Origin of the sequence: Vibrio viridaestus (assembly GCF_003856525.1) — a bacterium.
Classification (GTDB): Bacteria; Pseudomonadota; Gammaproteobacteria; order Enterobacterales; family Vibrionaceae; genus Vibrio; species Vibrio viridaestus.
On the sequence record NZ_RJVQ01000007.1, the window covers coordinates 116,479 to 134,142 of the forward strand.

At 41.6% G+C, this 17,664-nt stretch carries 18 protein-coding genes and 1 pseudogene; 7 read left to right on the top strand and 12 right to left on the bottom strand.

What is annotated here, in order from left to right; translation table 11 throughout:
• Positions 1-23: 23 nt before the first annotated feature.
• The 4 genes and pseudogenes from EES38_RS15615 to EES38_RS15630 all read left to right on the top strand — a co-directional run bounded on the left by EES38_RS15615 (position 24) and on the right by EES38_RS15630 (position 4,219).
• A complete protein-coding gene (locus tag EES38_RS15615; protein ID WP_124938147.1) occupies positions 24-923 on the top strand; it encodes a class II glutamine amidotransferase in 900 nt (299 codons plus the stop codon).
• An 18-nt stretch (positions 924-941) separates the two neighbouring features.
• On the top strand, positions 942-1,625 hold the full coding sequence (locus EES38_RS15620; protein WP_124938148.1) for a GltB/FmdC/FwdC-like GXGXG domain-containing protein: 684 nt from the start codon (positions 942-944) through the stop codon (positions 1,623-1,625).
• 16 nt (positions 1,626-1,641) lie between these two features.
• Positions 1,642-2,967, top strand: coding sequence for an FMN-binding glutamate synthase family protein (locus EES38_RS15625; protein WP_124938149.1), 1,326 nt, complete (start codon positions 1,642-1,644; stop codon positions 2,965-2,967).
• 248 nt (positions 2,968-3,215) lie between these two features.
• A pseudogene (locus EES38_RS15630) lies at positions 3,216-4,219 on the top strand (IS3 family transposase).
• 501 nt (positions 4,220-4,720) lie between these two features.
• Here the strand turns inward: EES38_RS15630 and EES38_RS15635 are convergent.
• The 8 genes from EES38_RS15635 to EES38_RS15670 form a co-directional block, all read right to left on the bottom strand.
• The gene (locus EES38_RS15635) at positions 4,721-5,527 is read right to left on the bottom strand and encodes a DUF4225 domain-containing protein (protein ID WP_166434289.1); all 807 of its coding nucleotides are present in this window, start codon (positions 5,525-5,527) and stop codon (positions 4,721-4,723) included.
• Positions 5,520-6,014 carry an Hcp family type VI secretion system effector gene (locus EES38_RS15640; protein ID WP_124938151.1) on the bottom strand — a complete coding sequence of 165 codons (495 nt, stop codon included), beginning with the start codon at positions 6,012-6,014 and terminating at the stop codon, positions 5,520-5,522. The genes EES38_RS15635 and EES38_RS15640 overlap by 8 nt, the downstream gene beginning before the upstream one ends.
• 224 nt (positions 6,015-6,238) lie before the next feature.
• Positions 6,239-7,375, bottom strand: coding sequence for an ABC transporter ATP-binding protein (locus tag EES38_RS15645; RefSeq protein WP_124938152.1), 1,137 nt, complete (start codon positions 7,373-7,375; stop codon positions 6,239-6,241).
• A gap of 9 nt (positions 7,376-7,384) precedes the next feature.
• Positions 7,385-8,188, bottom strand: a complete 804-nt coding sequence (locus tag EES38_RS15650; protein ID WP_124938153.1) for an ABC transporter permease — start codon at positions 8,186-8,188, stop codon at positions 7,385-7,387.
• A gap of 2 nt (positions 8,189-8,190) precedes the next feature.
• Positions 8,191-9,030: an ABC transporter permease gene (locus EES38_RS15655; RefSeq protein WP_243694208.1), complete on the bottom strand. Its 840-nt coding sequence runs from the start codon at positions 9,028-9,030 to the stop codon at positions 8,191-8,193.
• Between the two features lie 68 nt (positions 9,031-9,098).
• Positions 9,099-10,115: an ABC transporter substrate-binding protein gene (locus EES38_RS15660; protein ID WP_124938155.1), complete on the bottom strand. Its 1,017-nt coding sequence runs from the start codon at positions 10,113-10,115 to the stop codon at positions 9,099-9,101.
• A 215-nt stretch (positions 10,116-10,330) separates the two neighbouring features.
• Complete coding sequence (locus EES38_RS15665) at positions 10,331-10,645, bottom strand: hypothetical protein (protein WP_124938156.1); 315 nt, start codon at positions 10,643-10,645, stop codon at positions 10,331-10,333.
• Positions 10,646-10,865: 220 nt separating this feature from the next.
• The gene (locus EES38_RS15670; protein ID WP_124938157.1) at positions 10,866-11,087 is read right to left on the bottom strand and encodes a CCE_0567 family metalloprotein; all 222 of its coding nucleotides are present in this window, start codon (positions 11,085-11,087) and stop codon (positions 10,866-10,868) included.
• 293 nt (positions 11,088-11,380) lie between these two features.
• Between EES38_RS15670 and EES38_RS15675 the strand changes: the two genes are divergently transcribed.
• The 3 genes from EES38_RS15675 (at position 11,381) to trhO (ending at position 14,430) form a co-directional block, all read left to right on the top strand.
• A complete protein-coding gene (locus EES38_RS15675; protein ID WP_124938158.1) occupies positions 11,381-12,088 on the top strand; it encodes a GNAT family N-acetyltransferase in 708 nt (235 codons plus the stop codon).
• Positions 12,089-12,161: 73 nt separating this feature from the next.
• A complete protein-coding gene (locus tag EES38_RS15680; RefSeq protein WP_124938159.1) occupies positions 12,162-13,310 on the top strand; it encodes a PQQ-dependent sugar dehydrogenase in 1,149 nt (382 codons plus the stop codon).
• A gap of 139 nt (positions 13,311-13,449) precedes the next feature.
• Complete coding sequence (gene trhO / locus EES38_RS15685; protein ID WP_124938160.1) at positions 13,450-14,430, top strand: oxygen-dependent tRNA uridine(34) hydroxylase TrhO; 981 nt, start codon at positions 13,450-13,452, stop codon at positions 14,428-14,430.
• A gap of 92 nt (positions 14,431-14,522) precedes the next feature.
• Here the strand turns inward: trhO and EES38_RS15690 are convergent, their stop codons facing one another.
• From EES38_RS15690 to EES38_RS15705, 4 genes are all read right to left on the bottom strand, one after another.
• A complete protein-coding gene (locus tag EES38_RS15690; protein ID WP_124938161.1) occupies positions 14,523-16,004 on the bottom strand; it encodes an EAL domain-containing protein in 1,482 nt (493 codons plus the stop codon).
• A 157-nt stretch (positions 16,005-16,161) separates the two neighbouring features.
• Positions 16,162-16,458, bottom strand: coding sequence for a DUF1330 domain-containing protein (locus EES38_RS15695; RefSeq protein WP_124938162.1), 297 nt, complete (start codon positions 16,456-16,458; stop codon positions 16,162-16,164).
• A gap of 26 nt (positions 16,459-16,484) precedes the next feature.
• The gene (locus tag EES38_RS15700; RefSeq protein ID WP_124938163.1) at positions 16,485-16,865 is read right to left on the bottom strand and encodes a carboxymuconolactone decarboxylase family protein; all 381 of its coding nucleotides are present in this window, start codon (positions 16,863-16,865) and stop codon (positions 16,485-16,487) included.
• Entirely contained in the window at positions 16,846-17,523 is a 678-nt protein-coding gene (locus tag EES38_RS15705; protein WP_124938164.1) for a GntR family transcriptional regulator, read from the bottom strand. Before EES38_RS15705 ends, EES38_RS15700 begins: the two co-directional genes overlap by 20 nt.
• Positions 17,524-17,664 lie beyond the last annotated feature (141 nt).

The window sequence follows — 17,664 nt, forward strand, 5'->3', positions numbered from 1 at the left end:
TAAATCTTTAAGAGGCATTTAATATGTGCGGAATCGTAGGTCTTTACCTTAAAAATGATAAATATGAAAACCAACTCGGAGCACTGTTTGAACCAATGCTCATTGCAATGACAGATCGTGGCCCGGACAGCGCCGGATTTGCGATATATGGCGACAATGTTGCAGAAGGTTGGGTTAAGCTGACAGTACGCTATTCAGGAGAATCGTACGACTGGGCACCGCTTACAGATAAGCTGTCGACAGCACTGGGTTGTGAAGCTTCTTATGTAAGTAACGCAAATGTAGCGGTACTCAAAGTAAAAAGTGACGAGATGTTAGTTCGTCAATGGCTAGAAGCAAACGCACCTGAGATGTTAATCCTCAGTGCAGGCTCATCTATCGAAATTTTAAAAGAGGTTGGTCTGCCAGAAAATATTGCGAATAAGTTCCAATTAAGTGGGATGAAAGGATCTCATATTATTGGACACACACGCATGGCGACTGAATCTGCGGTCACTATGGAAGGTAGCCATCCTTTCTCTACTGGTTCAGATTTGTGTCTTGTACACAACGGTTCATTATCTAACCACAACCGTCTACGCGACAAACTTAAACGTGAAGGTATTCAGTTTGAAACGGAAAATGACTCTGAAGTCGCGGCGGGTTATCTAACTTGGCGTCTGAATCAGGGAGATACGCTAAAAGAATCCCTTGAAAGCGCACTAGACGATTTGGACGGTTTTTTCACATTTACAATTGGGACCAAAGACGGTTTTGCTGTTATGCGAGATCCAATTGCGTGCAAACCAGCTGTGTTAGCAGAAACTGATGATTACGTAGCAATGGCCTCTGAATACCAAGCGTTATCCACTCTTCCTGGAATTGAAAACGCAACGGTATGGGAGCCAGAACCTGCCACTTTTTATATTTGGGAACGTCAGTAAGTTAAAGGGAAATAACGCATGAAAACAGTGGATTTAAAAACAAGTAGCGTACGTGAACTCAACCAGCAGTTGCATGACCAAAAAGCGGACTTAACAGAAGCTGAATGGGTGATAACCAATCCGCAGGGAGCGCATAACATCGCTGTCGGATTAGATAGCAAGATTGTATTGGATGTACATGGTCATGCTGGATATTTTTGCGCGGGTATGAATAAAGAAGCAGAAATTACTGTTCATGGTAACGTCGGTCAAGGCGTTGCTGAAAACATGATGTCAGGAAAAGTTCATATCAAAGGCGATGCCTCTCAGGCTGCTGGCGCTACAGCTCATGGTGGCTTACTCGTGATCGATGGCAATGCTGGCGCACGGTGTGGTATTTCAATGAAAGGCATTGATATTGTGGTCAAAGGAAGCGTCGGTCACATGAGTTGCTTTATGGGGCAGTCTGGTAGCCTTGTTGTGTGTGGTGATGCAGGGCAGGCACTAGGTGATTCACTATATGAAGTACATATTTATGTGAAAGGCAGCGTTCAGTCGTTAGGGGCGGATTGTGTTGAAAAAGAGATGCGTGATGAACATATCGTTGAGTTAAAAGGATTGTTAGATAAAGCAGGTTGTGATGATGATCCTGCAGCATTTAAACGCTACGGTTCAGCTCGTCAGCTCTATAACTTCAAAGTCGATAACGCTTCAGCATACTAAGAAAAGGATTTCTGTCATGAGTAAAGATAACCCAAATGTAAGTTTACGTGAGTCTGCGACATTCGACCGACGTACAATGGCCGAAATACGTCGCGCTGCAGAAACGGGTATTTATGATATTCGAGGGTTTGGTGCCAAACGTGCCTTACCGCACTTTGATGATTTGCTATTTTTGGGCGCGAGTATGTCGCGGTACCCATTAGAAGGCTATCGTGAGAAATGTAATACGTCCGTTAAGCTTGGCACTCGCTTTGCGAAGAAACCGATTGAGATCGATATTCCAGTCACAATTGCTGGTATGAGTTTCGGTGCGCTTTCGGCACACGCAAAAGAAGCATTGGGACGTGGGGCTTCGACTGTTGGTACTACGACAACAACTGGTGATGGTGGTATGACTCCCGAAGAACGTGGCCAATCAAAAAAACTCGTGTATCAATATCTCCCTTCTCGATATGGGATGAATCCGGATGATTTACGTAAAGCGGATGCGATTGAAGTGGTACTTGGACAAGGTGCGAAACCCGGTGGTGGTGGTATGTTGTTGGGGCAAAAAATTACTGACCGTGTCGCTCACATGCGTAACTTGCCAAAAGGTATCGACCAACGCTCTGCGTGTCGGCATCCAGATTGGACGGGACCTGATGATTTGGCGATTAAAATTCAGGAACTACGAGAGATAACTGATTGGCAGGTGCCTATCTACATTAAAGTCGGGGCCACACGAACGTATTATGATGTCAAACTTGCTGTAAAAGCAGGCGCAGACGTTATAGTTGTGGATGGGATGCAAGGTGGTACCGCAGCGACACAAGATGTATTTATCGAACACGTTGGTATTCCCACGCTAGCTGCTATTCCTCAGGCTGTTCAGGCTCTACAGGAAATGGGTATGCATCGTGAAGTTCAGTTGATAGTCTCTGGTGGTATCCGTAATGGTGCTGATGTTGCAAAATGTATGGCCCTAGGCGCTGATGCAGTTGCAATTGGTACAGCTGCTCTTATCGCTCTGGGATGTAACGACCCTAAATGGGAAAAAGAGTACGAGGCGATTGGCTCTGCTGCTGGTTTCTATGATGATTATCAGGAAGGGAAAGATCCGGCAGGTATTTCGACACAAGACCCTGAATTGATGAAGCGTTTAGATCCGGAAACTGCAGGTCATAAACTGGCAAACTATTTACGTGTCCTTACTCTGGAAGCACAAACGTTGGCGAGAGCATGTGGTAAGAATGACTTACGTAACCTTGAGCCAGAGGATTTGGTTGCTTTAACCGTTGAGTCAGCAGCAATGGCTCGTGTTCCTTTAGCGGGAACGACTTGGATACCGGGACAAAAATACTAATTCCCGACTTTGATTTTACTTCTCATCTTTTCGTTGGCCGCCTTTTAGCGGCCTTTTTTACTTGAATTGATCCGCTTCAGCGGTTTTGGACACTGAGTTAAGTGAGTACAATCACTAAGAGGTGAACAATGACAACTAAGAAAGCTAGAATTAAACATTCCCCTGAATTTAAAGTAGAAGCCCTGTATCTAGCAGCGAAAGTGGGAGTAGATGCGGCAGCAAGGCAGCTTTAAATGAATCTTAAATCTATGGGTAGCGGAAAACTCGAAGAAAGACACCAATACGAGTCAGCGAGAGTAAGAGCTAGCGGCAGAGATTGCCAAGCTCAAAAGGCAATTGGCTGAGCAAGCAGAAGATCTAGAAATTGTAAAAAAGGCCTACACCTACTTTGCGAAAAATCTAAAGTAAATTGCTATGAATTTATGCTCGAACACCTGATGTACTTCAATATTGTACATTTGACTAAGGTGTTCGGTGTATCCCGAAGTAGGTTTTATTACTGGGTTAAAAATCGCCAAAAAGCCATCCAACGCGAGGCAATTCGCCAAAAAATTGATTCAAAGGTCAAAGAAGATTTTGATAACAGCAAAGGCCGAGATGGCTCAAGGCGAATCCCCAAAGAACTGTCTGAGAGCGGTGATAACCACCATGTGAAAACCATTGCAGCTAGTATGAAGCGTCAAGACTTAACGCCGAAAGCGGTACGTAAATTTAAGTACACTACAGACAGCGAGCATCAAATGCCAGTTGGTCCAAATTTGTTGGCTCAGAACTTTAACGCAGCGGCTCCAAATGAAAAATGGGCGGAAGATATCAGCTATTTTGCGACAAGCGAAGGAGGGTTATACTTGACAGTAATTATTGACCGTTACTCAAGACAAGTAAAATGACGGCTACGCTGGTCTGTGATGTTCTATCAATGGCTTTGTTCCGTCGCGGATTCCCCGAGCAGGTTATCGTTCATAGTGATCGAGGCAGTCAGTATTGCTCAAAAGATTATCTAGACCTCATAACGGTTTATAATCTAGAGCAAAGTATAAGTAGGAAAGGAAACTGCTGGGACAATGCTTGTGTTGAGAGCTTCTTCCATTCGATGAAATTTGAAGCGAACCAATATGAGCCGATTATGACGAGATACCAGATGCGCCAAACGATCTTCGAGTACATAGAGGTTGATTATAATCGGACGAGAAGGCATAGTGTTCTTGGGTATCGAAGCCCTGTTAACTTTGAACAGCAGAATGTCTCTTAATGAAGTGTCCAGTCTGGCTGGAGCAGATCAGTAAGATTGATTCAAGTAACTTGAACAAGAGGATTTAGTCGCACTAACTGCTGAGTCGGCAGCAATGGCTTGTCTTCCTTTAGAGGGATCGACTTGTGTACCGGGACAAAAATACTAATTCCCGACTCTGATTATATTTCTCATCCTTTCTTTGACCGCCTATTAGTGGCTTTTTCTGGATTGTTTTTTAGGTGCACAGGTGAATGCCAATAGCAGGAACATTCCTAAGCTGGCAAACCGAACGATACCATCATTGGTATAATCAGGCACTATTTGTTTGATTAAGAATAAACCGGTACCATAATAAAAAATACAACCATAGTTACCTAATATCAGTAAAAACGTAATAGTGTATATTCCTACAATAAAGTTTTTATTAACCGATGATCCTAAGTAATTCGAAATCATTCTCATTATAAAAAAAACAGCAATGGAAACAAGGTAGAACATTCGATATCTCTCTGATTTCGGCTAGTGTTGGTTTCTAATCATTTCCTTTAATGCAGCATCCATCGTATGCGGTGAGCGCTTTTCTAATGCGTTTATATCATTCACGATACCATCGATAGTTATAATGTCAGAGCCACCTTCTAAACTCAACATAGGTCTAGACATTGTTTGGTACTCACGCAAAAGTTCACTATCAAAGGCTCTAAATAGAGTAAATTTTTTATTACCTGCAAATACGCCAGATTCAATGATTTTAACTTCCTTGGATAAACTGAATAAGCCTAGTCCAGAAAGAAATAAGTCCGAGATACTATAAGCTAAGCTGCCATATATTTCTGGTTGATCCGAATATTTAGCAGCTAGTTTGTATAACTGCCTCATAAATCCTTGTGCATCTTTATTTCCTGTAATGAAATAAACACCATTCTCATATACGTTATTTAGGCCATTAAGAAGTGTCAAATCAAAAAATATGGATGTTCCACCGGACATCAAAGCGCCATAGCCACCTCCAATTACTTGTGCGATTCCTGCGGCTAGCCCGATTCCTTTCATTATCGGATCTTTGTAGGTTTCTAAAATACGCGATGATTGATTTGTAAGCTCTCTTATTTCTTGATCAATAGACTCTATCGATTGTTCGAGGGATTGTTGACCTAATTGAAACTGTCTTACAATATCACTTGAAGTATCACTATATGCTTTTATCAATCGAGCTTTGATTGTGTCATCACGAATATGCTTCTGACTTTCAATTGATGCCATGACGACTAGACGTCTAGATTTAGCTTGAAGTACGCCAGTATCATAACTAATATTGCTATCCACCCCATCCCCCATTTTCCCAAGAGTCAAACCCTTCTGTACCAGAGATTTTGTGTGTCCATATTATCTGGTTGTAGCTCAAGCTTATTATTTCATGCATTTCGTCGCCATGAGAGTTTATCGTATGAGGTAAAGAAAATTCAGAGCCTACAACTACGGCGTCAACTAATTCAATTGAATAAAAATGCTCATTAAAGCCTTGCTCATTATTTCTATAAAAACTTAGCTTACAACTAAGCTTTTCTCCCTTAGAGAAAGCCGTCGATAGTAAAGGAGTTGATTTATCGATATTTTTTGTGATGACTAATGGGTTATGTGATTTTCTATGGCCTCCACCAAACTTTGACATTGAGTGGTGACAAGAAAGCACTGTTATTTCGTCAGTGTGATTTGATTGGAACTTACTACCAAGAGAATCTTGGGTGTTACATCCCCTAGAGATTAGGCCCTGAGTCTTCCCTGTAATACTTAAATATGCAACGTGCGCCATTAGATTTTGCTCTATCTAGAATTTAGTCGAAAAGATTTTAATAGTCATGTGCGATAGGGCAAGAGAAACTTTACATTAAGTAGAGATCATCTTATTAGTAAGATATTAATTATATTATTATAAATAGTATAGTTCTATATCATCATGTATTTTAGGCATATATATAGTAATGAACTTCGCGGAGTATAAGCCTGATATCAGTATCAGGCTATAATGAAAAACGTCTAAGCCGCAATACTCGATTTAATAAAACCACTGCTTACCGAGTCATATTCAAAGACGGATGAATAGTCTGTTTGCCAGGTTAGAGCGATGGTATTTCCTGCCTGAAGCGTATCAATATCATTCGCCATACACTTACTCACTATACGAGTACCATCTTCTAAAATTAAACTACAGGTAACGCTTTCACCTAAAAAAACGGTTTCTTCAATGGTTCCGTACAAAAGGTTGTCTGACGTACATAGGTCCTTTTCGTCCTCTTTGGATAGCAGGCGAATATCTTCTGGTCGAATCATGAGGAGAGCGTCAGAGTTATATTGAAAGCCATGATTCTCCGGCAGGAGGATATTCGAACCCAAACAATGAGCCGTATTATTTCTGCCAATGGTAATGTTAATGAAGTTTGAATTACCAAGAAACGAAGCAACGAATGCATTGGGTGGATTTCGATAGAGATCTTTACCCGAACCTAAACCAACAATCTCTCCTTCTTTGAATATGGCGATTCTCTCTGACAGACGCATAGCTTCATCTTGGTCGTGGGTAACGTAGATAATGGTAATACCTAGACGTCGATGCAATAGGCGTAATTCGTCTTGCAGGTCTTCGCGCAGCTTTTTATCTAATGCGCCAAGGGGTTCATCCATAAGCAGGATATCCGGTTCATAAATCAGAGCTCTGGCAATGGCGACACGTTGCTTTTGACCACCGGATAACTCTGAAGGTCGGCGGTCAGCGAAAGACTCAAGTTGAACCAGTCGCAATGCGTTCTCTACTTTTTCTCTTTTTTCTTCTTTGCTGAAGTGGCGAATATCAAGTGGAAATCCAATGTTGTCACGCACCGACATATGCGGAAAAAGAGAATAATTCTGAAACACCATCCCAATGCCTCGCTGATGAGAGGGAACCCGAATCAGTGATTTTTCACTAAGAAGAATCTCGCCAGAGCTCGGCGTTTCAAAGCCAGCAATCATGGAAAGTGTCGTACTTTTACCGGAGCCTGAAGAGCCAAGAAAGGTAAGAAATTCCCCTTTTTTAATCTCCAAGTCTATCGAGTTAACTGCGGTGAAATGGCCATATTCTTTTTTAAGAGCACGTAGGCTAACAAGTGTATTGGTATCAATATTTGAGTTCGTCATAGCTGCTCCTTAGCGATTATTGAACTTCTTGAGAAGGTGGGTAACGACCATAATAGCGATCGAGAGAATGATTAGCAGAGTTGACGCAACTGCTATGACGGGGGATAAGTCTTGACGTAAGGTAGACCACATCGTTACTGGTAGAGTTTTTAGTTCTGGTGAAGCCATCATGATACTGATCACCACTTCATCCCAAGAGGCGAGAAACGCAAATAGCGCCCCAGAAATGACGCCAGGTTTAATCACAGGTAGGGTGATTTTAATGATGGCTTGTAATCGGCTCGCACCACAAATAACCGCTGCATCTTCAATAGATTTATCGAACAGTCTTAACGAATTAATGATCGAAATAATTGAAAAGGGAATTGCGATTATAATGTGGCTAACGACATAGGCGAACAGCGTACCGGTCATTCCTAACGAGAGAAACACACCGTACATTGCGATACCAATAATGACGACAGGCACTATCATGGGCATCGTGAAAAAGCTGTATAAATAATCTCGGCCCTTAAACTTTCCCCTCACCAAAGCAAAAGATGCGGGCAGCGCAATAAGAGTTGAACAAACAGCAGTAAGGCACGCTACTTTTAAACTAGTGATGCTTGATTCAATCCACTGGGGGTCAGCAAAGAATTCTTCGTACCATCTTGTTGTCCAGGATGGGGGCGGAAAAACTAGCCATTGAGACGACCCAAAGGATAATGCGACGATGAATACAATCGGTAACGCGAGTATGGCGGTTATGGAGCCAGTGCTGACATAAAGCAGCGCTTTTATTCGCGTTGGCATTGAGTTATATGAAAGCAGCATGATTAGGCTCCATTATCTGACGAGACCGGAGATTCGGACTGTACTTTGATATTGATGTAGAAAATGATCAATGTGATGGTAATCAGTAGAACAGCTGAGGCACTAGCGATTCCCCAATTAAGGAAATTTTGAATCTGTTGAATAATAAATTCGGGAAGCATCATGTCACTTACTCCCCCGAGTAATGTTGGTGTAATGTAGTACCCAAGCGACATAACAAAGACCATAAGTGAACCAGCAAAAATGCCTGGCTTACATAAGGGTAAAAATACTCTAAAAAAAGTGACTTTAGGCGACGCGCCACAAATTGAAGCCGCCTGAAGTACCATCGGGTCAATTGCAGACATACACGCCTGAAGGGGTAAAACAAAGAACGGGATCATGATATAGGTCATGCCGATCACAACTCCTGTCATATTGTGTACCAATTCCAAGGGTTGGCTTATCAGACCTAGGTTCATTAGTACTTTATTTATTGCGCCAGTGTTTTGTAAAAGGACTAGCCACGAATAGGTTCGGGCAAGCAGACTTGTCCACATCGATAGCAGCACGACGTTGAGTAACATTTGTCCCCATTTTCCGGGCATTAGCGTGATACTCCACGCGAGGGGAAAACTCAGGATGAGAGCGAGAACGGTGACAAGGATAGAAATAAAAAACGTATTAAAAAGTACGTCTGAGTAAGTTGGAGTGGAAAGGAGTTGAGCGTAGTTCTGAAGCCCGAATGAGGGATCTGTTAAGCTGCGTAGAAGTAGCCCCGACAAGGGGACTACAAAGAAGACGCATAAAAAAATGATGATTGGAAACAAGAGCGATTTTTGACGCCATTGCACGTATTGCATAGTGGAAACCATAGACTAAACCCTGCTTAATCAGCGTTGATATTCGATCTTTTAATCGTGTTCTCTCGTTACTGTAACAACCATTGATTCCAGCGAGTCGCGATTTCCAGGCCGTGTTCCGCCCAATATTTGTAATTAAGTGAGACTTGCTCATCACCGTAATTAGTAGGAAGATTTTTTGATAGACCGCTACTTAGATATTGGATTCCCGCGGTGTTGATTGGTGCATATGCGGTTTCATTTGAAAAATCAGCTTGTGATTTTGCGCTTGATGCGTAAGCAAGAAATTTCATCGCTGCATCTTTGTTTTTCGCACCTTTAGGGATGACCAAGAAATCGGACATTACTAAGTTTTGATTCCAATCGATACCGATTGGCAGTCCATCTTTTTGTAGAGAGTAGACGCGTCCGTTCCAGAACTGACCCATGCTCACTTCGCCCGATGCAAGAAGTTGTTGTGATTGAGCTCCGCCACCCCACCAAACGATGTCTTTCTTAATGGTATCAAGTTTCTTAAAGGCTCTATCGAGATCAAGCGGGTACAGTTTATCGGCAGGAACACCATCGGCTAAGAGAGCAAGCTCAAGCACGCCAGGGCTCGGCCACTTATATAGTGCTCTTTTACCGGGGAAGTCTTTTGTATCAAATAAGGCAGACCAACTGCTTGGTTGCTGTGAGATAGAATTTTTATTAAACGCGAGAACAAAGGAAAAGTAAAAAGAGCCAATACCGTAATCAGAGATAAATCTTGGGTCGATATCATTCTTGCTAATGACATTAAAGTCTAGGGGCTCAAGTAGCCCTTCAGCAGCAGCTCGGTAGGCAAAATCGGCTTCTACATCGACGACATCCCACGGTACGTTCCCGCTGTCGACCATTGCTTTGAGCTTACCATAATCCGTCGGACCATCTTGCAATACCTTTATTCCTGTCAATTTGCTAAATGGTTTCGCCCAAGAGTCTTCCTGAGCCTTTTGGGTTGAACCGCCCCAACTGACAAAGCTCATAGTGTCTGTAGCGTGGCTATTCGCCGAGAAAAGACAGCTTGCGGTCAGTAAAACTGATGCATAAATTTTGTTTTTCATATCATTTCCTTATGAAGAGTCATTATATTTGTTTATTGTTGGCTGACTAAAATGGACAACCTCAATTTGTCCATCTAAAGGTGGTTAAAAAACCGCCCTTAGAATTCCATATTATGGTATGCCATTTTAAAATCCAGTATAAAACGTCTAATTCTTCATGTTTGAAGGAAAATTTTACTGATGAAATATCGACAGGAGGGTTAAGGCTTAGGTGGTCACCCGCGGGATCTGACTGCTCTGCGTTCTGCCATTCTTAGTACAAATAACGAAATATCAATAATCGCCATGATGACGAGTAGCGTCATTGCGTATGTCATATAACTTTCGGGTGGGTTCTTTACCTGAGTAAACACTGCGTAGGAATCAACGTCCGAAAAATCTGGACAGAGTATTGGTGCGCTAACAAGTGCAATATTGGATATCATGGCTAAGATGCCTTTTGTCGACATAGGTAGATAGCGAATACCTTTATGCGCAAAGATATGAAAGAAAAGCACACCTAACGTTAAAGGAAAGGTCCAGATCATCATAATAAGAAACCAACCTGGGTTGAGTATTTTACATACGATAAATAGCAGGGAGGCAATCAAAGCAAAAATCATGATAAGAGTGAAAAGGGCTGATTAAGTATGTAGCCAAGGTTAACAGTTGTTGTTAAATATAGGCAACGAAAGAGAACCTTAATATTGCTTAAGTCTGAATATGAGACAAGCTTCCACATTCAATCTGCAGTGCTTGTCCCGTAACGAGCTATAAGCTTTCAGTTTCCGCTTCGGCAGATTTTAATTGTTCAGATAGTTCCTCCCAGTTTTTACAGGCATCAAAACATGCCTGAGCAATACTGGGAATATCTCTATAGTCTTTTGGTAGTCTATCTTCAACCAAATCGTGAAGCTCTCCAGCTCGTTCTGATGAAATTCTTTTGGCCTTTTTTACTTGCTTACGCAGTGCTTGCAATTCCTCGTCGTTCATCACTTTCTCCTTGTATACCGACTGACACTAGCAATGGACTAGTAAGAGTAGCGATTCAAACTTCGCACCATATTTTGTTGCAAATAAAATCAGATAGTTGCATCACATCGTTTGGAAAATTGTTCATGATACAACACGATATAAGTCTCTTTGGCATGTTTCATACATGATTGGACTTATCAGATTTTTGGGATTGTATCTGTTGTCCATAGGCAGAATATTCAATACTTGAGCGCGCTCTATAGGAATAAGTCAACTGACTGAAAATATCAAAATAGAAAAGGAATGGATGCATGCTAGAAAATGGATTTGGGCAAAAGATTGGACAACCTGTTGCAAATTGGTCGCAGCGCACTTTTCCTGGGGATATTGTACTTGAAGGAAAATATGTTCGAATTGAGCCGCTTGAATCGAACAAACATACCGATGAATTGTATGAAGCATATTCGGTCGCTGCCGATGGCCGGGACTGGACATATATGTTCCATGGTCCATTCGAAGCTAAATCGATGTTTGAAGAGTACATCAAAGTGGCCGAACAAAGTATCGATCCGAAACATTTTGCGATAATCGACTTACAGAGTGGTAAAGCATTGGGTATGTTCTCACTCATGAGGGTAGACATTTCTCATGGGGTGATTGAAATTGGTAATGTTGCTTTTTCTCCGATGTTGCAAAGAACGCCAGCGTCTACGGAAGCTCACTTTTTAATGATGCAATATGTGTTCGAAGAGCTAGGATATCGTCGTTATGAATGGAAATGCGATAGTTTAAACGAACCTTCTCGAAAAGCTGCTTTGCGGTTAGGATTTTATCATGAAGGGATTTTTCGTCAGGCTGTTGTGTATAAAGGAAGAACCAGAGACACCGCTTGGTTTTCTATTATTGATAATGAATGGCCTAAATGTAAGTTTGCATTTATTGATTGGCTTGACCCAACAAACTTCGACGCTAAGGCACAACAGATAAAGTCATTAAGCGCGATAAGAAAAGGAGTCTAAGCCTCTAAATTGTCGTCAGCTCTTCTATACTCTTTTAATATAAATTAACCATACTTAAGAGTAGAGGGCAGTTATGTTGAGGCTACGGTTGAGAAGTTGTGTTTTATGGTTGATATGGATTCTATCATTTTTCTCCTTTGCCCATGCTGCTGATAGACTCGTCGAAGGCAATGCTGGTTCGTCCTTTTATGCAAAAAGTTATGGGCAATTCAATGAGCCTTGGGCAATGGCATTTATTCCTGATGGCAGGCTACTCGTAACAGAAAAATCAGGAACCTTATTGGTATTCGACCCAGCCACTAAAAAGCGTAAGACAGTTAATGGCGTTCCTGCTGTTGCTTATGGAGGACAGGGAGGGCTCGGTGACGTTATCCTTCATCCGCAGTTTGCACAAAACCATTGGATCTATCTATCTTATGCTGAGTCAGATACGAATGGAAATCGAGGTGCAGCAGTCATTCGAGCTAAGCTTGATTTGAAATCCAATCAACCCAAGCTTGAGGACATTCGTGTCGTATGGCGCCAGTATCCAAAGGTTTCAGGCTTTGGGCATTATTCTCATCGCTTGGCTTTTAGTCCGGATGGTCACCTTTTTATCACCTCAGGTGAAAGACAGAAACAACAGCCGGCACAAGACTGGAATCAAAATTTAGGCAAAGTGGTTCGACTAAATGACGACGGAAGTATCCCTAATAATAACCCATTTCAAGATAAAGGGGAGTTAGCCAAAAGCTTCTGGTCCTTGGGACATCGGAATATGTTAGGTATTGCTTTTGATGCTCGTGGTCGATTATGGACTCATGAAATGGGGCCAAGACATGGTGATGAACTAAATCTGACGGTAGCTGGTGATAATTATGGCTGGCCAATAGTCTCTTGGGGCGACCAATATTCTGGGATTGCTATTTCTAAACATAATACTCGCCCTGAGTTTCATGCTCCTGAAGCGTATTGGGTACCCTCCATTGCACCCTCTGGGCTAATTATCTATTCAGGTCAATTTTTCGCAAACTGGCAAGGGAATGCGTTAATTGGTGGACTGAAATCTGAGGCTATTATCCGAGTCCAGATAGATGGAAACCAAGCTCATGAAGTCGAACGTTTTGATATGCAAAAGCGCATCCGCGAATTAGAACAAGGGCCTGATGGGGCTATTTGGGTATTAGAAGATAATAGAGGCGGCAGGTTGCTTAAGTTAACGCCCAGTAAACAAAAGGAATGAGTTGACTGCTGATTTCACAATATAAATTACTCTTAACCACAATAACTGTCCGTATTTGTCAGGCGAACTCTCAGCTATACTTCGCGCGATTTTAACAAAAGCTCTGGATTTACGATCCAGCTCGCTGAAAGGAAAAAACATGACAGATTATGTAGTATGCGCAATGTATAAGTTTGTGCGTCTTGAAGATTACGTTGAACTCCGTGAACCGCTTAAAGCGTTGATGGAGGAGAATGAAATTCGAGGAACGTTACTCCTAGCTTACGAAGGCATCAATGGTACTGTTGCTTCAACACGTGAAGGTATTGATGCACTATTAGCTTGGTTCAAGAAAGACGAGAGACTGGCTGATATTGTGTATAAAGAATCATTCGACGCTAACCAGCCTTTCAACCGTACCAAGGTTAAGCTGAAGAAAGAAATCGTGACATTGGGTGTTGAAGGGATCGATCCTCGTCATATCGTGGGTACATATGTAAAACCGAACGAATGGAATGAGCTTATTTCTGATCCTGAAGTTTTCGTTGTTGATACCCGTAACGATTATGAAATTGAAATCGGTACATTCAAGAATGCTGTGAATCCCAAGACTGAAACATTCCGCGATTTTCCTAAATACGTTGCAGAAAACATGGATCCAACAAAACATAAGAAAGTGGCTATGTTTTGTACTGGTGGCATTCGTTGTGAAAAATCAACAGCGTTTATGAAGGAACAAGGCTTTGAAGAGGTATATCACCTAGAAGGTGGCATCTTAAAATATCTCGAAGAAGTACCACAGGAAGAAAGCATGTGGGAAGGTGATTGCTACGTATTTGATGGACGTGTTGCGGTAAACCATCAACTTGAGAAAAGTGAGTACGATATGTGTAAAGCATGCCGCTTACCAATTACTCAAGAAGAGATGGAGTCGCCAGATTACGAAAAAGGTGTGAGCTGTCCAAAGTGTGTTGATAAGCACACAGAAGAACAAAAAGCTCGCTTCCGTGAGCGTGAGAAACAAGTCCAGTTAGCAAACCAAAGAGGTGAAACTCACGTCGGTGGTGATGCTGAAAAGGTGATTGCTCAGAGAAGAAAAGAAAAACTTGCTTTGAAAGATCAGCAAAGAAAGTCGAAGTAAGTTCAGAAAGATTGATTAAAAGTCCTGTTGGCGGCCCAAGTTAACAGGACTTTTCTATTTGTGCTCTTATAAGATAACAGGCGTTAAAGTGGTTAGAAATACTTCTTGATAAACTCTTCAATCGGAATGGGTTTTTCATAATAAAAGCCCTGATAACGTTCAACATTAAGCTGCTTCAGGTAGTTCAACTGAGCGGTGGTCTCAACGCCTTCCGCTAGAAGAATTGAATCTGTACGTCTGGCGAGGTCGATGATGCTATCCAGTACGTTTGTATTTGGGCCGTTGTCGATAGTTTGAATGTAAGAACGGTCAATTTTAATAATATCTATGTCGGCATTCAGCAAATATTTAAGCGAACAGTGACCTGTTCCAAAGTCATCCAGTGAAATCCTTATATTGAGATCTTTAAGCCTTTTTATTGCGCTAGAATATTTCTCTTCACTAGCAAACGCCTGTCGTTCTGTGAGTTCAACAGCTAGGCTAATCGGAGTCTCAGACAAATCTTGACGTAATTGCTCGATATCATCAAAAAAAGAGTGGTTATCAAACTGAATTGCACACACATTGAAACCCAGAGTGAACCTTTCTATTTGATCATGATTGATTTGACTGAGTGCATCGGAACACTTTTGCATCAGTTGCCCAGTGATCTTATTAATTTGCCCGTTCATTTCTGCTGTATCAATAAACTGATAAGGCGGTATCACGCCTTTTTCAGGGTGAACCCATCGAGCTAGAACTTCTGCACCCGTGACATTACCATTGATATCAAAAATGGGTTGTAGGTATGGGGTAAACTGATTGTTTGTGAGGCCTTTATCTATACGCCAATAGTCTAGGGAAAAAGTATCAATAAGGTGGCACAATGGACGGTAAAGTATGGCAAGAATGACCGTCCAGATGATAATTATAAAGCCGGAACTTTGCAGTAAAAATTGGCCAAAAGAGGAGGCACTTAAATGATAGTTTACAGAATAAAGTGCTTTAGGCTGTAGAGGAGGATTGGTTGTTATGACTTGCTGAGATGTTGTAATCTTAGCATTTTCAACAATAATACTTAGGTCAAATTGTTCGTATGGCCTGAGCAGTTGCAAGAAAAGATCAGGATAAAGTGCATAATTAACACTGTATGTGGGAGAGTAGGAGATCTTTAAAATAAGAATCCCTATCTCAGGACGCAATAACTCATTTTTAAAAGGTGTCTGATGCGTAAAAAAGAAACGGATCTGATTGTTTTCTGCTCGCCAAGTCTCAAGTGGAATTTTCGCACTGCCTGATAAAGAGCTGCATGTGATCGTACCATTATCGGTCAGACTCAAGCTTCGCACATAAGGGTCGGAAAAGACGACACTATTGTGCTTAGCAAGAAATACAGCACAATTAGGCCTAGGAATATCAGGGACAAGGGCAAGTTCATAATAACGGGTTAGCCTGGAAATCGTTTGATCTATTTGTTCGTAAACATCGGCCGCACTCTCTTTTGCTTCATTCTGATAGCGTACAAATGATGCTCCAGAGATAATAACTAAACCAAACAGGTATAACGCCAATACAATCAGGCTATTTTTGCCCATAGACAGTCAACATCCCTCTAACTCAACGATTTGAGTCATTCAATACGATTAGAAGAAAGTATAATATATTCAACGCTATTTTTTGAGTATTAAATACATGGCATGAAAGAGATGGTATGAGCCCCTCGTATACTCCAAAGGGCTTTCTAACGAGGAATCAGACAGAGAGTCCATTCATAATGATAATATTAGCGCTGGCACTATCAATTCGATGATTCCTGGCTTGTTGATATTCAGGTGAGTGATAGCAAGCGAGGGCAGTTTCATAGCTTTCAAATTCGAATACGACCGCACGCTGTGGTGGTGTCTCGAAACCTTCGATAATACTGATATCTTCACCTCGAGACAGCATTTTCGCGCCATATTTTTTCAAAGCCGCCGGTGCCAATGCCAGATAATGACTATACTGTTCTTCATTATCGACATGAACGAACGCCACCCAATACCCTTTCATAATAACATCCTTGTTAGTTGATTAAATTAGATAAGCCCTTGCTCTGTAAGAACCGTTCTTGCGATACGAAAGCATTCAACTCCTTGCGGTACACCACAATAGATAGCGATAACATGGAGGATAGAGCGTATTTCATCGACGCTAACACCATTTGTAATCGCGCCTTTTAGATGTAATTCCCATTCTTCCATTTTACCCAGTGCGGCAATCATCGTGAGATTCATCATAGAACGTGTCTTTGGCTCGATGGTGTCATCTCCCCAACCAAAACCCCAGCACCATTCAGTCATCGCTTCCTGAAATGGCAGATTAAAGGCGTCTGCTTTTGCTAAATTTTTTTCAACATATTCAGCACCCAATGTTTCTTTTCGTTTTTGCAAACCGAGTTCAAACCGCTCTGATTTCATTTTTCGCTCCTTGATCGACGTTCGTCGCTAATTCATATGCTTCTTTAAGATGCTGTGCACATAAGTCCACCGCTTTTTTAGTATCTTTCTCTTCTATTGCTTTCACAATGAGCAGAAGGTCTACTGGACCTGATGTTTTACGCCCGGACGTATTAAGAGTCAGTCCCCTGAGACGTGATATTCGAGAATTTAACTGTTCTACCAAATCCCATGAAACATGCTTTTGTGCTGTTCTAAAAATGAGTTCGTAAAATTGTGTTGTTAGCTTGAGTCCAGTGTTCACATCATCTCTCCCTAGACTCTCTGCGATTTCGTTATGGATTTGATACAGCTGTTTAACAATATCGGAAGTTGCACGTTTACAGCATTCTTCAACAGCAGAACACTCAAGCAAAGTTCGGATGTCGTATATCTCTTTAACTTCCTCCTGGCTTATGGAAGCGACAACGAAGCCTGAATTAGGAATACCTACAACCAGTCGTTCGCTTTCCAGGTGACGGATACATTCTCTTACAACGGTCCTGCTCACACCCATAGATTCGCAAAGTGTACGTTCAACGAGTCGATCTCCAGGTTTCAAAATATTACTTGTGATGGCATCTCTTAACGATTCCAGCGCGTTTTCTTTTAATGTTTTTGGACGCTCTACTTTTAGCATGCACTGCTTCCTTTCATTCTCAAATCAAAAGTTTCTTTCAAGATAGTATCACATTAATGATTGCATTATGACCTATTGTATGTTTATGTTGTTATATTATGGTATACCATATTACAAAGTGGTTATGGATTCAATCATAGG

What these genes read in the sequence shown, in the direction of transcription:
- EES38_RS15615 (WP_124938147.1), top strand. Translation starts at nt 24, where the DNA reads ATGTGCGGAATCGTAGGTCTTTACCTTAAAAATGATAAATATGAAAAC.
- EES38_RS15620 (WP_124938148.1), top strand. Translation starts at nt 942, where the DNA reads ATGAAAACAGTGGATTTAAAAACAAGTAGCGTACGTGAACTCAACCAG.
- EES38_RS15625 (WP_124938149.1), top strand. Translation starts at nt 1,642, where the DNA reads ATGAGTAAAGATAACCCAAATGTAAGTTTACGTGAGTCTGCGACATTC.
- EES38_RS15640 (WP_124938151.1), bottom strand. Translation starts at nt 6,014, where the DNA reads ATGGCGCACGTTGCATATTTAAGTATTACAGGGAAGACTCAGGGCCTA.
- EES38_RS15645 (WP_124938152.1), bottom strand. Translation starts at nt 7,375, where the DNA reads ATGACGAACTCAAATATTGATACCAATACACTTGTTAGCCTACGTGCT.
- EES38_RS15650 (WP_124938153.1), bottom strand. Translation starts at nt 8,188, where the DNA reads ATGCTGCTTTCATATAACTCAATGCCAACGCGAATAAAAGCGCTGCTT.
- EES38_RS15655 (WP_243694208.1), bottom strand. Translation starts at nt 9,030, where the DNA reads ATGCAATACGTGCAATGGCGTCAAAAATCGCTCTTGTTTCCAATCATC.
- EES38_RS15660 (WP_124938155.1), bottom strand. Translation starts at nt 10,115, where the DNA reads ATGAAAAACAAAATTTATGCATCAGTTTTACTGACCGCAAGCTGTCTT.
- EES38_RS15665 (WP_124938156.1), bottom strand. Translation starts at nt 10,645, where the DNA reads ATGATGATCTGGACCTTTCCTTTAACGTTAGGTGTGCTTTTCTTTCAT.
- EES38_RS15670 (WP_124938157.1), bottom strand. Translation starts at nt 11,087, where the DNA reads ATGAACGACGAGGAATTGCAAGCACTGCGTAAGCAAGTAAAAAAGGCC.
- EES38_RS15675 (WP_124938158.1), top strand. Translation starts at nt 11,381, where the DNA reads ATGCTAGAAAATGGATTTGGGCAAAAGATTGGACAACCTGTTGCAAAT.
- EES38_RS15680 (WP_124938159.1), top strand. Translation starts at nt 12,162, where the DNA reads ATGTTGAGGCTACGGTTGAGAAGTTGTGTTTTATGGTTGATATGGATT.
- trhO (WP_124938160.1), top strand. Translation starts at nt 13,450, where the DNA reads ATGACAGATTATGTAGTATGCGCAATGTATAAGTTTGTGCGTCTTGAA.
- EES38_RS15690 (WP_124938161.1), bottom strand. Translation starts at nt 16,004, where the DNA reads ATGGGCAAAAATAGCCTGATTGTATTGGCGTTATACCTGTTTGGTTTA.
- EES38_RS15695 (WP_124938162.1), bottom strand. Translation starts at nt 16,458, where the DNA reads ATGAAAGGGTATTGGGTGGCGTTCGTTCATGTCGATAATGAAGAACAG.
- EES38_RS15700 (WP_124938163.1), bottom strand. Translation starts at nt 16,865, where the DNA reads ATGAAATCAGAGCGGTTTGAACTCGGTTTGCAAAAACGAAAAGAAACA.
- EES38_RS15705 (WP_124938164.1), bottom strand. Translation starts at nt 17,523, where the DNA reads ATGCTAAAAGTAGAGCGTCCAAAAACATTAAAAGAAAACGCGCTGGAA.